The 14,675-nt window shown below is 65.7% G+C and carries 14 protein-coding genes; 8 read left to right on the top strand and 6 right to left on the bottom strand.

From position 1 onward, the window contains the following. Window positions 1–86: 86 nt before the first annotated feature. Window positions 87–1,151, top strand: coding sequence for a tRNA 2-selenouridine(34) synthase MnmH (mnmH, locus tag AAN986_RS14165; RefSeq protein WP_047219031.1), 1,065 nt, complete (start codon window positions 87–89; stop codon window positions 1,149–1,151). A 14-nt stretch (window positions 1,152–1,165) separates the two neighbouring features. On the opposite strand, the gene AAN986_RS14160 is transcribed toward mnmH, so the two are convergent. Next, window positions 1,166–1,801, bottom strand: coding sequence for a LysE family translocator (locus AAN986_RS14160; protein WP_047219015.1), 636 nt, complete (start codon window positions 1,799–1,801; stop codon window positions 1,166–1,168). Between the two features lie 126 nt (window positions 1,802–1,927). Here AAN986_RS14160 and AAN986_RS14155 point away from each other — a divergent pair, with 126 nt between their 5' ends. After that, on the top strand, window positions 1,928–3,457 hold the full coding sequence (locus AAN986_RS14155) for a PLP-dependent aminotransferase family protein (RefSeq protein WP_047219014.1): 1,530 nt from the start codon (window positions 1,928–1,930) through the stop codon (window positions 3,455–3,457). A gap of 130 nt (window positions 3,458–3,587) precedes the next feature. Beyond that, on the top strand, window positions 3,588–4,367 hold the full coding sequence (locus AAN986_RS14150; protein WP_047219013.1) for a hypothetical protein: 780 nt from the start codon (window positions 3,588–3,590) through the stop codon (window positions 4,365–4,367). Window positions 4,368–4,378: 11 nt separating this feature from the next. On the opposite strand, the gene AAN986_RS14145 is transcribed toward AAN986_RS14150, so the two are convergent. Next, a complete protein-coding gene (locus AAN986_RS14145) occupies window positions 4,379–4,714 on the bottom strand; it encodes a cupin domain-containing protein (RefSeq protein ID WP_016445980.1) in 336 nt (111 codons plus the stop codon). 100 nt (window positions 4,715–4,814) lie between these two features. Beyond that, window positions 4,815–5,267: an SRPBCC family protein gene (locus tag AAN986_RS14140; protein ID WP_047219012.1), complete on the bottom strand. Its 453-nt coding sequence runs from the start codon at window positions 5,265–5,267 to the stop codon at window positions 4,815–4,817. A gap of 221 nt (window positions 5,268–5,488) precedes the next feature. On the opposite strand from AAN986_RS14140, the gene AAN986_RS14135 reads away from it, so the two are divergent. From AAN986_RS14135 to AAN986_RS14115, 5 genes are all read left to right on the top strand, one after another. Then, window positions 5,489–6,472, top strand: a complete 984-nt coding sequence (locus AAN986_RS14135) for a tripartite tricarboxylate transporter substrate binding protein (protein ID WP_046986438.1) — start codon at window positions 5,489–5,491, stop codon at window positions 6,470–6,472. Window positions 6,473–6,483: 11 nt separating this feature from the next. Beyond that, on the top strand, window positions 6,484–7,785 hold the full coding sequence (locus AAN986_RS14130; RefSeq protein ID WP_047219011.1) for a CoA transferase: 1,302 nt from the start codon (window positions 6,484–6,486) through the stop codon (window positions 7,783–7,785). After that, window positions 7,770–8,165 (top strand): cupin domain-containing protein, encoded by a 396-nt coding sequence (locus AAN986_RS14125; RefSeq protein ID WP_012205502.1) that lies wholly within the window; start codon window positions 7,770–7,772, stop codon window positions 8,163–8,165. Before AAN986_RS14130 ends, AAN986_RS14125 begins: the two co-directional genes overlap by 16 nt. Before the next feature lie 57 nt (window positions 8,166–8,222). Beyond that, complete coding sequence (locus tag AAN986_RS14120) at window positions 8,223–9,386, top strand: acyl-CoA dehydrogenase family protein (RefSeq protein ID WP_016454642.1); 1,164 nt, start codon at window positions 8,223–8,225, stop codon at window positions 9,384–9,386. Window positions 9,387–9,553: 167 nt separating this feature from the next. Then, window positions 9,554–10,507, top strand: a complete 954-nt coding sequence (locus AAN986_RS14115; protein WP_043791744.1) for a LysR substrate-binding domain-containing protein — start codon at window positions 9,554–9,556, stop codon at window positions 10,505–10,507. Here the strand turns inward: AAN986_RS14115 and AAN986_RS14110 are convergent. From AAN986_RS14110 to AAN986_RS14100, 3 genes are all read right to left on the bottom strand, one after another. Further along, the gene (locus tag AAN986_RS14110) at window positions 10,488–10,808 is read right to left on the bottom strand and encodes a hypothetical protein (protein WP_082138123.1); all 321 of its coding nucleotides are present in this window, start codon (window positions 10,806–10,808) and stop codon (window positions 10,488–10,490) included. The two genes, AAN986_RS14115 and AAN986_RS14110, sit on opposite strands and share 20 nt — an antisense overlap. A 196-nt stretch (window positions 10,809–11,004) precedes the next feature. After that, complete coding sequence (locus AAN986_RS14105) at window positions 11,005–11,682, bottom strand: hypothetical protein (protein WP_349335274.1); 678 nt, start codon at window positions 11,680–11,682, stop codon at window positions 11,005–11,007. Between the two features lie 473 nt (window positions 11,683–12,155). Beyond that, on the bottom strand, window positions 12,156–14,648 hold the full coding sequence (locus tag AAN986_RS14100) for a PAS domain S-box protein (RefSeq protein WP_047219010.1): 2,493 nt from the start codon (window positions 14,646–14,648) through the stop codon (window positions 12,156–12,158). Between the last annotated feature and the right edge of the window lie 27 nt (window positions 14,649–14,675).

Here is a 14,675-nt window from a genome sequence, read left to right as displayed (position 1 = left end):
TGGTTCCGGTGCCGGCCCATGAGCCCCAGAGGCCATGGCGCCGGTTGTTTCTGCCTCCCGCATGATCGCCAGATCACCGTTTGCCCGTGTCCCACCGCCAGCCCATCCGCATCGCCGACCGCCACCAGTTCGACACCCTGATCGACGCCCGTTCGCCTGCCGAATTCGCGCAGGACCACATTCCCGGCGCCATCAACTGCCCCGTGCTCGACAACGAGGAGCGCGCCCGGATCGGCACCATCTACAAGCAGGTCAGCCCCTTCGAGGCCAAGCGCCTGGGCGCGGCCATGGTCTCGGCCAACCTGGCGCGCCATCTGCAGGAAACCTTCGCCGACAAACCGGCCAACTGGAAGCCGCTGGTCTACTGCTGGCGCGGTGGCCTGCGCAGTGGTTCCATGGTCACCTGGCTGCGCCTGGTCGGCTGGGATGCCCAGCAACTGGCCAACGGCTACAAGTCCTATCGCGGCCATGTGATCGAGCTGATCGACCGCCTGGTGCCCCAGCTGCGCCTGCAGGTGCTGTGCGGCGCCACCGGCAGCGCCAAGACCCGCGTGCTGCATGCCCTGGCCGAGGCCGGCGAGCAGGTGCTGGACCTGGAGGGCTATGCCAGCCACAAGGGCTCCTTGCTGGGCAACCTGCCCGGCGTGGAGCAGCCCAGCCAGAAATACTTCGAGACGCTGCTGGCCCAGCAGCTGGAGAGTTTCGATCCGTCGCGCACCGTGTACGTGGAAGGCGAGAGCGCCAAGATCGGGCGCGTGTCCCTGCCGCTGGTGCTGGTCGAGCACATGCGCCAGTCGCCCGTGATTGCGCTCGATGCCACGCCCGAGGCACGCCTGGCCTACCTGCTGCGCGACTACGCCTACCTGGGCGACGATCCGCAGATGCTGGCCGACAAGCTGGGCTGGCTCAAGGAGCTGCAGGGCAAGGAGACCATCTCGCGCTGGCAGGCCTGGGCGCATGAGCGCAGCCTCTCGCCGCTGTTCTCCGAGCTCATGGCCCAGCACTACGACCCGCACTACGAGCGCTCGCAGGAGCGGCATTTCACGCAGTGGCGCACGCGCCGCAGGGTGCAGGCCGACGACCTCAGCGAGGCCGGCATCACCGCGCTGGCGCGCCAGATACTGGCGCTGGATGGGGCATCGGCCGCGTGAATCAGGCGTTTGAATCAGCCGTGTGAGTCGGCCAGCACCGGATACAGCGACAGCAGCAGCAGGGCCGCCATGCACCAGTTGAAGCGGCGCAGTGCCTGCGGCGAGCGCAGCGCGCGCCCCACGGCGCTGCCGAACAGCGTCCAGACGCTGACGCTGGGATAGTTCACGATGCCCAGCACCAGGGCGGCCAGCACCAGGTTGATGAAGAAATCCTCGCGCGGCGTGTAGGTGGCAATCACGCCGATGGCCATGATCCAGGCCTTGGGGTTGACCCACTGGAAGGCCGCCGCCTGCCAGAACCCGAAGGGCCGGGCACCCGCGTTGCCGCCGTCGATGCCGCCGCTGCCCGCGATCTTCCAGGCCAGCCAGACCAGGTAGGCCGCGCCCAGGTACTTGAGCGCGGTGTAGATCACCGGCAGGCGCTCGAACACCGCGCCCAGGCCCGCGCCCACCAGCAGCACCATGACCACCACGCCGAGGGTGATGCCCAGCATGTGGGGCACCGTGCGGCGGTAGCCGAAGGTGGCGCCCGAGGCCGTCAACATCACATTGTTGGGGCCGGGCGTGACGGAGCTGACGAAGGAGAACATGGCCAGCGGCAGCAGGAACGAGGTGTGGGCGGTATCGAAGGGCATGGTGGCAACAGGCATGACAGGGAATCCGGCGCCCTGTCTGCGCATGCCGCAGGCCGCGGCGCCGTCAGGCCATGCTAATGGCAGTGTTCGGTACAGTGGCAGTACACTTTGCCAGAACAATTTGCCAACTGGCCTGCCCACATGACCCTGACACTTGATCCCGCAGCCACGCCGAAGCAAGCGCAGGCACAGCAGACACCGCAGACATCGAGTGCATCCTCCGCTACGGCTTTCCAGGCCGCTGCGCCCTGGCGTCCGCTGCGCTCCTCCGATCTCTCGCTGGTCGAGCAGCTCGTGGACCACTACGGCAGCCTCATCCGCCACCATGGCCTGCGCGCGGGCTCGCGGCTGCCCTCGGTGCGCGCGCTGGCCCAGCAGGCCGGCGTCAGCCGCGATACCGTGGTCCAGGCCTACGACCGGCTGGCCGCCCAGGGCCTGGTGCATTCGCGGCGCGGCTCGGGCGTCTTCGTCAGCGCCCGGCGCGCGGCCCAGGCCTTGCCGCGCGCCAGCCAGGGCCTGCCCACGCTGGAGCAGGGCGCAGCCTTCGATACCGCCTTTCTGTTGCGCAGCATGTTCCGCGAAGGCACGGAGCATTCGGGCGACGCCGGCATGCTGCCGCCGGAATGGCTGGACCAGGAGATGCTGGCCTCGGCCCTGCGCGCCGTCGGCCGCAGCACGGGCACCAGCCTGCTGACCTATGGCGTGCCCCAGGGCTATCTGCCGCTGCGCCAGCAGATCGCCTCGGTGCTGCAGGCCCAGGACGTGCCAGCCCACCCCGAGGCCCACCTGATGACCGTGGCCGGTGTCACGCAGGGGCTGGACCTCATCGTGCGCAGCCTGGTGCGCCCTGGCGATACCGTGCTGGTGGAAGACCCCGGCTGGTTTCTCATCTTCGGCCGGCTCAACGCCCTGGGGGTGAACGTGGTCGGCGTGCCCCGCCTGCCCGGCGGCCCCGACGTGGAGGCGCTGGAGCGGCTGGCCCGCCAGCACCAGCCCCGGCTTTTCATCCTGAACACGGCCGTGCACAACCCCACGGGCCAGACCCTGTCGGCCGGCGTGGCCCACGAGGTGCTGCGCATTGCCGAGCGCCACGACTTCTACCTGGCCGAGGACGACACCTACTCCGACTTCCTGCCCGGCGTGCCCGTGCGCCTGGCCGCCATGGACCGGCTGCAGCGCGTGCTCCTGGTGGGCGGCTACTCCAAGACCCTGGCCGGCAGCCTGCGCGTGGGCTATGTCGCGGCACACACCGACCTGATACGGCGGCTGACCGACCTCAAGCTGCTGGGCGGCCTGACCACGGCGCTGCCGGGCGAGCAGGTGGTGCACCGCGTGCTGGCCGATGGCCAGTACCGCAAGCATGTGGACCGCCTGCGCGAGCGCGTGGACCGCGCGCGCAACCGCTGCCTGCGCATGCTCGAAGCCCTGGACTGCCGGGCCCCGCACGAACCGCAGGCCGGCATGTTCGCCTGGGTGGACTGCGGCGTGGACTCGGAGGTGCTGGCCCGCCATGCCGCGCCGCAGGGCCTGCTGCTGGCGCCGGGCCTGCTGTTTTCGCCCAGGCAGGCCGCGGGCAGCATGCTGCGCATTCCCGTGCCCATGGTGGAGCAGCCCCAGACCTGGAAGATCCTTGGCCACCTGCTGGCGCAGCACCGGGGCGGCGGTGGATGAGTGGACGGTGCAGCAACACTGCCTGACGGGAGGTTGACGCTGCCGGCGCCAGGGCATGTAAGACACGGCATCGGGCCTCGGCGCCCCGGTAGCGCGCTGCTATCGTTCCGGGATGACTATTGAGCTTGTCTTGCCAGGGGAGGCCGGCCGCAGAGCCGGGGTGAATGACAGCCGGCCCCGACCGGGAGGCGGTGCGGCGCGCCGCCTGGCGCCGGTGCTGGCGCTGCTGCTGACGGCGGGCTGCGCCGACACGCCCGCGCCGCGCGGCAAGGTGGAGGGCGCCTCGTTCGAGCCCAGCGAAATCGTGCAGTCCGACAGCAACCGCATGGCCACGCTGGCCATGAAGGAGAACCTGGACAGCCTGATGCGCATCATGGACAAGCTGTACCTGCGCAACCCCGCCGAGTGGAAGAAAACCGCCGAAAGCCGCGAGGCCGCATCCGCCTACGTGCGCATCGCCATCACCGAGCGCCAGCCCTGGGCCGACCTGCGCGGCGCCCAGGACGTGGCCGCGCTCTCGCTGGCGCTGCAGCCCGACTTCAAGGGCGACCGCGTGGCCGCCTTCGTCCATGCGCTGGCCGACACCATCATCACGGCCCACGGCGGGCGCACCAGCTTCACCCTGGTCCATGGGCTGGACCCGCAGCTGATCTACAACGCCGCGCGCAACGTGGAAGTGGCCAACTGGATACTCAACTCACGGCGCAATGCCGCTGGCGGGCCGCTGCTGTTGTCCAACCACCTGGGCGACGACGCGCGCAACCTGAGCTTCGAGCGCGAGATGGGCAAGATCATCGGCCGGCTGGACCTGATCGCCAACTACACCACCGAGCGCTACAGGCGCTCCTTCATCGGCTACGGGCAGGGACTGGTGGCGGGACCCTTCATGCAGTTCCTGCCCGTGCGCTGAGGCGGCAGGCGTCAGGACTCGTCACACAGAACGATGGTAACCAGAGCGGAGGTGTCTTCGATGGCGCGTACCGCATGTGCCATGTTGGCCGGCAGGTGCATCAGCTGGCCGGCCTGCAGGGACTGGCGGCTTTCGCCGAGCATCACCTCCAGCTCGCCTTCCAGGCAATGCAGGCTGACGCTGCCAGGCACCTTGTGCGGCGGCAGCGACTGGCTGGCGCGCAGGACCACGCGGATGACCTCCATGTCCTGGGACTTGAACAGGGCACAGGTCCGGGCGCCCGCCAGCCGCGCACCAAACGGCAGGACATCGATGGCTTGAGCGGTCAGTGCAAAGGGGGTGGCCATGGCGGACCTCCAGGCGTTGGCGGGCAATACTGCCATTGTCCTCCGAAGCACCGCAATCCATCAACCGCAGCTGTGTGACAGCAGGGGCTTGTGCAGGGTCTCAGCCCGGCACGCTGGCCTCCACCAGCAGGGTCAGCAACTGCAGCGACTCCTGCCAGCCCAGGTGACAGGCCTCGGCGGGAATGACGGCGGGCACGCCTTCCTGGGTCACATCCATTTCAGTGCCGCAGAACACCTCGCGCAGCGTGATGGTGGTGATCATCTCGCCAGGCAGTTGCGGGTCGTCGAAGCGGTCGGTATGGCGTACCAGCCGGCCAGGCTCCAGGTCCAGGAACTCCCCGCCGAAGCCGCTGCGCCCGCCCGTGGACAGATTGACGAAGGCCATGCGGTAGCGCCCGCCGACCCGGGCGTCGAACTCGGGCACCTCGCAGATGTAGCCGTGGGGCGGCAGCCATTTGGCCAGGGCAGCGGCCGTGGTGAAGGCCTGGTACACGCGCTGCGGCGGCGCCTTGAAGACGCGGTGCAGCCGGATGGTGTGGACGGTGTGTGACATGCGGAACTCCTTGGCGTGGTGTCGTGCAGGGCTGCCAGCCTCGCACCGATGCAGTCCTTGCGCAAGAGGCGACACATGGAGCCTGATGCAGGATTCAATGATTCATAAATCGAATCCTTGCTTGGTTTTAAAGAATTGGACTTGAATCATTGACGCCCGCACCATGGCGGCGAGCGCTGGATACACAGCGCCGCTTTCCATAGGAAACAGGAGACAAGCAAATGAAGCATTCCCCGTTGCGCAGGGCCCTGGCCCTTGGCGCTCTCAGTGCCATGGCCGTCGTTGCAGCGCCCGCTGCGCAGGCCCAGGGCAGCTATCCCTCCAACCCCATCACCCTGGTCGTGCCGTTCGCGGCCGGCAGTGGAACCGATGCCGTGGCGCGCGTGGTGGCTACCCGGCTGGGCGAGCGGCTCAAGCAGCCCGTGATCGTGGACAACAAGGCCGGCGCCAATGCCCAGATTGCCGCCAACCATGTGGCCAAGGCCAAGCCGGACGGCTACACCCTGTTCATGACCACCAACACCTCGCACTCGGCCAACCCCTGGCTGGTCAAGGGTCTGAAGTACGACCCCGTCAAGGACTTCACGCCCGTGGCGCGCGTGGGCGAGCTGCCGTTCGCGCTGCTGGTCCACCCCTCCGTTCCTGCCAAGACCGTGCAGGAACTGATCGACTACGCCAAGGCGAATCCCGACCGCCTGTCCTACGGCACGCCCAACAGCACCTCGCTGGTGGCCTCGGAAACCTTCAAGTACGTCACGCACGCCCAGATCACTTCGGTGCCCTACAAGTCCAGCCCGCAGGCGCTGACCGACCTCATGGGCAACCAGATCCAGGTCTACGTGGCCGACCTGGGCTCGGCCTGGGGCACGATCAAGACCGACCGCGTTCGCACCCTGGCCGTGACGGCGGCCAAGGGTTCCACCCTGCTGCCCAATGTGCCGGCCATCGGCAAGACGCTGCCGGGCTTCGACATCACCTCCTGGAACGGCATCTTCGGCCCGGCCGGGATGCCGGCCGAGATCACCGAGCGGCTGAACACCGAGCTGCAGGCCATCCTCAAGGACAAGGCCGTGCAGGAGCAATTGGCCCAGGTCGGCTTCGAGGTCTGGCCCACGGCCACGCCTGCCGAGTTCGCCACCTATGTGAAGGACCAGATGGCCCGCTGGGGGCAACTGGTCAAGCAGGCGGGCATCGAGGCGCAGTGAAGGAGAGCCGCATGGAACAAGCGCAGCAAGGGCAGCAAGGCCCTCTTGCAGGGGTGAAGGTGCTGGACATGACCTCGGTGGTCATGGGCCCCTTTGCCACCCAGATCCTTGCGGGCCTGGGGGCCGAGGTGATCAAGGTCGAATCGCCCGAGGGCGACAACATGCGCCACGTCGGCCCCATGCGCAACCCCGCCATGGGCCACATCTTCCTGCAGGCCAACCAGGGCAAGCGCTCCGTGGTGCTGGACCTCAAGCAGGGCGCCGCGCGCGAGGCCCTGCTGCGCCTGGCCGAAGGCTGCGACGTGCTGGTCAGCAACGTGCGGCCCCAGGCCATGGCGCGCCTGGGCCTGGCCTACGAGGACGTGGCGGCGCGCAACCCACGCATCATCCACGTGAGCTGCTGCGGCTTCGACCAGCGCGGCCCCTACGCGGCCCGGCCCGCCTATGACGACCTCATCCAGGGCGCCACCGGCGTGCCCTGGCTGGCGCAGCAATACGGCGGCGGCGAGCCGGCCTATGCCCCCATGACCCTGGGCGACCGCGTCACCGGTCTGCACGCGGTCTACGCCGTCACTGCCGCCCTCTATGCGCGCGAGAAGACCGGCAAGGGCCAGGCCGTGGTCGTGCCCATGTTCGAGGCCATGAGCCAGTTCATCCTGGGCGACCACATGGCGGGCCTGTCGTTCGAGCCGCAGCTGGGCGGCCCCGGCTATGCGCGCCTGCTCACGGCCCACCGCAGGCCCTATCGCACCAGCGACGGCCACCTGTGCGTTCTCATCTACAACGACAAGCACTGGCACAGCTTCTTCAACGCCATAGGCCAGCCCGAGCGCATGGCCGAGCCCATCTTCGCCACCCACAGCCAGCGCGCGCTGCACATCGATGCCGTCTATGCCGAAGTCTCGCGGCTGATGGCAGGGCGCACCACCGCCGAATGGCGCACGCTACTGGACGCGGCCGACGTGCCCAACATGCCCATGGCCTCGCCCGAGGACCTGATCGCCGACCCCCAGCACCAGGCCACCGGCTTCGTGCACGAGATAGACCACCCCAGCGAAGGCCGGCTGCGCACCACGGCCAGCCCCACGCGCTGGAGCGCCACGCCGCCCGCAGAACGCGCCGCCCCCGCGCCACGCCTGGGCGAACACACCCTGCAGGTGCTGCGCGACGCGGGCCTGACCGAGGCCGAGCTGGCCGCCCTGCAGGCCAGCCGCGCCTGCAGCCAGGCTGCCGCGCTGCAAGACACACCACCACAAACACAAGCGCAAGCACAAACACAAACCGAAGGAAACCGCCCATGCCCCGCTACCTGATCCGCGAACAAGACGTGCCCGGCTACAGCCCCGCCAACCACCACGGCACCGTCAACCGGCGCCTGGTCAGCGCCGCCAACGTGGGCGCGCGCCACATGGAGCTGGTGCTGGGCACGCTGGAGCAGGGCGGCGGCGCGCTGCCCCATGCCCACCCCGGCATGGAGCAGGCCTGCTACCTGCTGGCCGGAACGGCCGAAGTGGAAATCGACACCCCGGACGGCAAGGAACGCTTTGCCATGCAGCCCGGCGACACCTGCTTCTTCCCCGAGGACTGCATGCACATCTTCCGCGTGACCAGCGCCGAGCCCGTGCGCCTGCTGGTCTTCTACAGCCCGCCGTACGGCGAGAACCCCGAGCGCGTGCGCCGACCGGCAGCCTGAGCGCCGTCACCCCACAGACACAACAAGCGAACAGCTACAAGCAACGGAGAACACACCATGGACTTTCTGTGGAACGAAGAACAGGAACAGATACGCGACGCCGTCGAGCGCGCCTGCGCACCCTTCGATGCCGACTACTGGCTGCGCAAGGACCATGAAGGCGGCTTCCCGCACGACTTCCACAAGGCCCTGGCCGACGCGGGCTGGCTGGGCATTGCCATGCCCGAAGAATTCGGCGGCGCAGGCCTGGGCATCAGCGAAGCGGCGCTCATGATGCACACCATCTCGGCCACGGGCGCGGGCCTGTCGGGCGCCTCGGCCGTGCACATGAACATCTTCGGCCTGCACCCCGTCGTCGTCTTCGGCACGGACGAGCAAAAGCGCCGCTGGCTGCCCCCGCTGATCGCGGGCACGGACAAGGCCTGCTTCGGCGTCACCGAGCCCAATGCGGGCCTCAACACCCTCAAGCTGCAGACCCGCGCCGTGCGCGATGGCGACGTCTACGTGGTCCATGGCCAGAAAGTCTTCATCTCCACTGCCCAGGTCGCCAACAAGATCCTGCTGCTGGTACGCACCAAGCCCGTGGAAGAGTGCAAGGGCACGGAAGGGCTGAGCCTGTTCTACACCGACCTGGACCGCGAACGCATCGAGGTGCGCGAGATCGACAAGCTGGGCCGCAAATGCGTGGACACCAACCAGCTGTTCATCGACGGCCTGCGCATCCCCGCCCAGGACCGTATCGGCGAAGAGGGCAAGGGCTTTTCGTACATCCTGCACGGCCTCAACCCCGAGCGCATCCTCATCGCCGCCGAGGCCGTGGGCCTGGGCCGCGCCGCCCTGGCGCGCGCCACCCAGTACGCCAAGGAGCGCGTGGTCTTCGACCGCCCCATCGGCCAGAACCAGGGCATACAGCACCCGCTGGCCCAGGCCTGGATGGGGCTTGAGGCGGCCCACCTCATGGTGCAAAAGGCCGCCTTCCTCTACGACAGGGGCCTGCCCTGCGGCGCCGAGGCCAACGCCGCCAAGTACCTGGCAGCCGAAGCCTGCGCCAAGGCTTGCGAAACCGCCATCTTCACGCACGGCGGCATGGGCTACGCCAAGGAATACCACGTGGAGCGCTACATGCGCGAATCCTGGATCCCCCGCCTGGCGCCCGTCAGCCCCCAATTGATCATGTGCTTCATCGCCGAAAAGGTATTGGGCTTGCCTAAATCGTATTGACCCCCTGAGTCGCTTCGCGCCTTCCCCCTTCTCGCTGCGCGGAGGGGGACGACACCCTCGGTGCGGGGCGGCCCTTCCTCGGTGTCTCAAAGTTGAGGTGCGCGGGTTTTGTGGCTGCGAACCATCTGAAGTCCCATGATTTATCAATCTGTATTTCAGAGGTAGCCATGGTGCAAGATGCCATCTCGCTTGCTCCCCATCCGCCGCCCCTCATGAAGACCCACCTGCTGCGCTATTTCGTCGCCCTGGCCGAGGAACGCCACTTCGGCCGCGCGGCCCAGCGCCTGTGCATCACCCAGCCGCCGCTGAGCATGGCGCTCAAGACCCTGGAGCAGGACCTGGGCGCCAGCCTCATGGACCGCGACGCCAAGAACGTGCGCCTCACCCCTGCGGGCGAGGCCTTTCTGGTCGAGGCACGCAAGGTGCTCGCCCAGCTGCAGCATGCTGCCGACGTGGTGCGCGGCGTGGCCGAAGGCATGCAGGGCCGGCTGGACGTGGGCATCACCGGCTCCATGGTCTACCGCCAGGTGCCCGACTTCTGCCGCGCCTTCCGCGCAGAACGCCCCCTGGTCGAAGTCTGCCTGCATGAAATGTCCACGCGCGAGCAACTGCAGGCCATTGCCAGCGGCCAGATCGACTGCGGCTTTCTCAACATAGCCAACCCGCCAGACGGCCTGCAGACCCTGTCGATCGGCGAGGAACCCTTTGTCTGCTGCCTGCCCGCCACGCATGTGCTGGCGCAGCAGCCCGACATCGACCTGCGCGAACTGGCCCGCGACACCTTCGTCATGTTCGCCCGCGAAGTGGCACCGGCCAACTACGACAACGTCATCGCCTGCCTGCAGCAGGCCGGCATCCACCCCCATACCCGCCACGCCGCGCGCCAGTGGCTCACCGTCATGGCCCTGGTCTCGGCAGAGCAGGGCGTGGCCCTGGTGCCCAGCTGCATGCAGCGCGTGGGCATGAACGGCGTGGTGTTCGTGCCGCTGCGCGGGCCGCAGCAGGCCATGACGCCCGCCGTTATGGCCTGGCGGGCGGACCAGCCTGCGGCGGTGCTGCAGGCTTTCATTGAGAGGGTGAGGGCGATGGCCTCCACCGCCGTCAAGGGTGGTAGGGGTTGAGGGCTGTCACCTCTACAGACCCTTCGCAATAGTGCATGGCGAAAACCACCAGCTCCTTACCATTCGATTGGGTGATGGCCTCCACGTGCCAAAAAGGCACTTTTTCTCCCGGAGAAAACGTCACCTTGGTGATATCGAATACGTACTGAGGAAATTTCTCTTTCAGTTTTTTCAGTACATTCTTTCGAACCAGATTAAGGTCATGGTTTTCGCAAGCGGTTGCGTTTTTTGCGTCCCCGCATGCGGTGATCAGCAAGACTGCGCCAGCCAACAAACTGCGCAAAAAACTGTATCTTGACATGGTTTGTTCATATCAGCGGCCTGTGAAGTAATTGGCCAAAGCCGTTGATGGCCGGATACTGGCTGGAGTTATGTGCGGATGTGCGGCGTTGTGCGGGCACCATCATCAAAGACGGGTTGCCATGGTACTTTCTTCTGTTTTAGGCTGAAGAAGGCACCATGGCTTCCTGGGGTCATAAACCTGGTTTGCTATTGCTTCAATAGATTTCCATTATCCCATTCTCACTGGCTGAGTATTTGCTTTCCGAAACTGCTCGAGCAGAAACGGCCTTTCCCCCTGTGCCGGCCAAATGTGGGTACATGTAGCATAGAACTGCAACTTGCAGATTTGCTACTGGAATGCTACCAGCCATGGTGAAACCATTGTTATAGCAATTTGGAATCCCTCGAACTCCAACGGCAAGTGAAAGATCGCCGCCTTTTGGTACAGAAAAGTCAACGCCTGCACTTGCAGATACTCTTGTGTATGAGCCAGCACGCGGGTAAGGGTCATAGCTTAGAGATAGAACAGGTCTGTAGTTCCATTGGCCACCAGACATGTAATAGTAGTCAGATTGTTGTTTGAATGACATTTCCTTTTGAGGGGACGCTGGTTCGCAGTGAAGAGGTATATTCCTTTCATCGCTACCAATTACCATTTTTCCGGGAGATTCTGGATGCTTGTCTCCGTATATCTCGCACAGCCTCTTGTTGAATTCAATCGCTTCATCATTTTGATTGGTGGTTTCGTAGAGATATGATCCATTTGATAGCTTGACTAGATTGATGGTCACGGTACCACTCATTCCAGCCATGCTGCCAGAAATACTTCTGGCGACCATTGGCATGCCGTTCTTTTCAATTTCCTCATTCCCTATCAGAAAATCTTGAGCCATTGCAGAGATTGATGCGAGAAAAAGTATAGATCCGGTCAGAATTTTACTTGGCATAGTTCCCTCTGTGCTGAAATGTTAATAGGCCTTTGCTGCCACATGGCAGTGACTGGCGCTATCAGTCTAAGTTCTTTCGAATTTTCAGATCAAGTGGAGACTGCTGTCGTTTTCTATTTTTTCTGAAAAATAAGATACTTCCTAGGAATTTGCGTGAATTGACGATCAGCGGTCTAAACACAAGCATTCGGATTCAAGATGAGCAAGGCTTTTGCTGGTTCGCAGGCTTGATGAATCCGTGAGTTTCTGGGGCCGTACATCTGAGTGCTCTTGCCGCTTTGGCAGTACCCCTGCGTCGTCGCCGATCGAGTCTGCCCACATTGCCACTACGCGGGCCGAGGGAGATGCGATGTGACGGGGTTTGAACTGCGAGACAGGCGCCCGGAATCTGCCGGTCACCACGGCCCCAGCCACACGACTCAGTCCGATGGCACAGCGTCTGTACTGCCCAGAATCTCCGCCACCTTGAGCGCCAGCGCCTCCAATGTGAACGGCTTGGTCAGAAGCTGCGTACCGGGGTGCAGGTTTTCCTGGCTGAGGGGCGATGCCTCGGTGAACCCGGTGATGAAGAGCACCGGCAGGTCGGAACGGGCCAGGCGTGCCTCGTCGGCCAGCTGCTTGCCGTTCATTCCGCCGCGCAGCCGCATGTCCGTGATCAGCATGTCCACCCGGGTTCCGGCACGCAGCACCTGCAGCGCGGCGGCTGCATCGGCCACGGCAAGCACCGTGTAGCCCAGGTCGACAAGCGCCTCGTCGATGAGATGGCGGATCGGGGCTTCGTCATCCACGACCAGCAAGGTCCTTTGGGCAGGAACCACCACCTGCCATGCCGCATCGACCGCGCGTTCTGCAACGGGCGCGGCGTCGCACCTGGGCAGATACAGGCAGACCGTGGTGCCCTGGCCCGGCTGGGAGAAGATCCTGACCGCTCCTCCCGATTGCCGCGCGAAGCCGTAGATCATCGACAGCCCCAGCCCCGTTCCATGGCCCACCGGCTTGGTGGTGTAGAACGGCTCGAAGGCGCGTGCCATGGTCTGCTCAGACATGCCGGTGCCCGTATCGGTGACGCACAGCGATACATAGCCGCCCGGCGGAAGGTCCCACTCCCGGGCTGCCGCCTCTTCAAGCTCGATATTGGCTGTCCTGATGGTCAGCCGGCCGCCTTCGGGCATGGCATCGCGGGCGTTGATGCACAGGTTCAGGATGGCGTTCTCCAGCTGCGTTCCATCGATTTGCGCATGCCAGAGATGGGCTGCCGGCACGATGTCGATGTCCACGCTGGCGCCCACGGTCCTGCGCAGCAGGTCCTCCCAATCGGCCAGGAGCGCGGCCATATCGGTGGGCTTGGAGTCCAGGATCTGCCGGCGCGAGAACGCAAGCAGCCGCTGCGTGAGCGTGGCGGCGCGCCGCACCGCCCCCTGCGCTCCATGGATGAAGCGCGTGAGGTTGTCCACCTGGCCGCGCGCCAGCATCCGCTGCAGCAGCTCCAGATTGCCCATGACGGCCGCCAGCAGGTTGTTGAAGTCGTGCGCAAGACCGCCCGTCAGCTGGCCCACCGCCTCCATCTTCTGCGACTGGCGCAGTTGCTCCTGCACCTTGGCCAGCGCTTCGGCCTTGGCCATTTCGGAGGTGATGTCGCGGCCCACGGCATTGATGCGGCCTGCCGCCGAACGGGTGGACCAGGAGATCCAGCGGTAGCTCCCGTCCCGATGGCGGTACCGGTTGTCAAACCGGGCATGCGCCATGCCTGTGGCCAGCTCCTGCGTGTCCTGGATGGTGCGCGCCAGATCCTCTGGATGGATGAGATGAAAAAGCGTGGTGCCCAGCAGCTCGTCTTCACGCCAGCCCAATACCTCGGTCCAGGCCGGGTTGACCGCAGTGATGATGCCCTCGAACGTGCAGCGCATCATGATGTCGGAAGACAGCTGCCACAGCGCGTTGCGGTCGGCCGTGCGCTCTGCCACCTGTTCCTCCAGCGTGGCATTCAAGCGCTCCAGCGCGGCCTGGGCCTGCTTGCGCTCGGTGATGTCGGAGGCCGCTCCCAGCCAGCCGGTGATGGCGCCTGCGGCATCGAACAGCGGCACGGCGCGCGAGAACGCCCAGCCCACGCTGCCATCGACCCGGTTCACCCGGTGCTCGATCACGTAGTCGGTCTTCGTGCGGATGGCCCGCGCGATCTCCGCGCGCACCAGGTCGCGGTCCTCCGGGGGAATGTAGTCTTCCAGCCAGTTCGTGTTGGACGCCTGCGTGTCAGGGATGAACCCGCCGCCTGCCAGCTGGTGCAGCTCGCTCCAGTCCGCACTGATGGAGTAGCGCACCTCCGAGGAGGAGCGCACCAGCGCATCCAGCCTTTCCTCGCTCTGGCGCAACATGTCCAGCGCCCGCCGTTCCGCATCGATGTCCAAAATGGCGATGGCCGTGGCTACGACTTCCTTGTCCGCATTGCGCAGCGGCACCCCGAAAACGCGCGTCCATACCTCGAGCCCCTGGGGCGTGTCATAGACACAGTCAACACCCGGCACCACCAGCTCCCCGCGGAACGCGCGGGCGGCCACAAACTGGTCGCGGGGAACGGGCTTGCCATCCTTGTCCCAACTGCGCCAGCGCCCCCGGTCTTCCTCGGCCGACAGCAGCGAAGGGATGGGGGTGTCCGGCAGGAAATGGCGGTAGGCCGGGTTGGACATCAGCACCTTGCCACCCTTGCCCACCAGGCACAGGCCTATCGGCAGATGCTCGATGAAATCCGAGAACAGCGTCTTCTGGTCCGCGACCTGCGCATCGAACGGGTCCTGATCGCTGGCGCCCGCGCCCTGCACGGCGCTGGCATGGCCCGCCGTGGCAATCGCCAGTTGCGCCCGCAGCCGGGCGTTTTCCTCGCGAAGCAGGGCAATCTCTTCGGACTCTTGGATCATGGGGGGATGGAGCGGGGCGTTGGGTGG

Source organism: Delftia sp. DS1230, assembly GCF_040112715.1.
GTDB classification, from domain to species: Bacteria; Pseudomonadota; Gammaproteobacteria; order Burkholderiales; family Burkholderiaceae_C; genus Comamonas; species Comamonas tsuruhatensis.
This window is presented reverse-complemented; position numbering and strand designations above follow the sequence as displayed.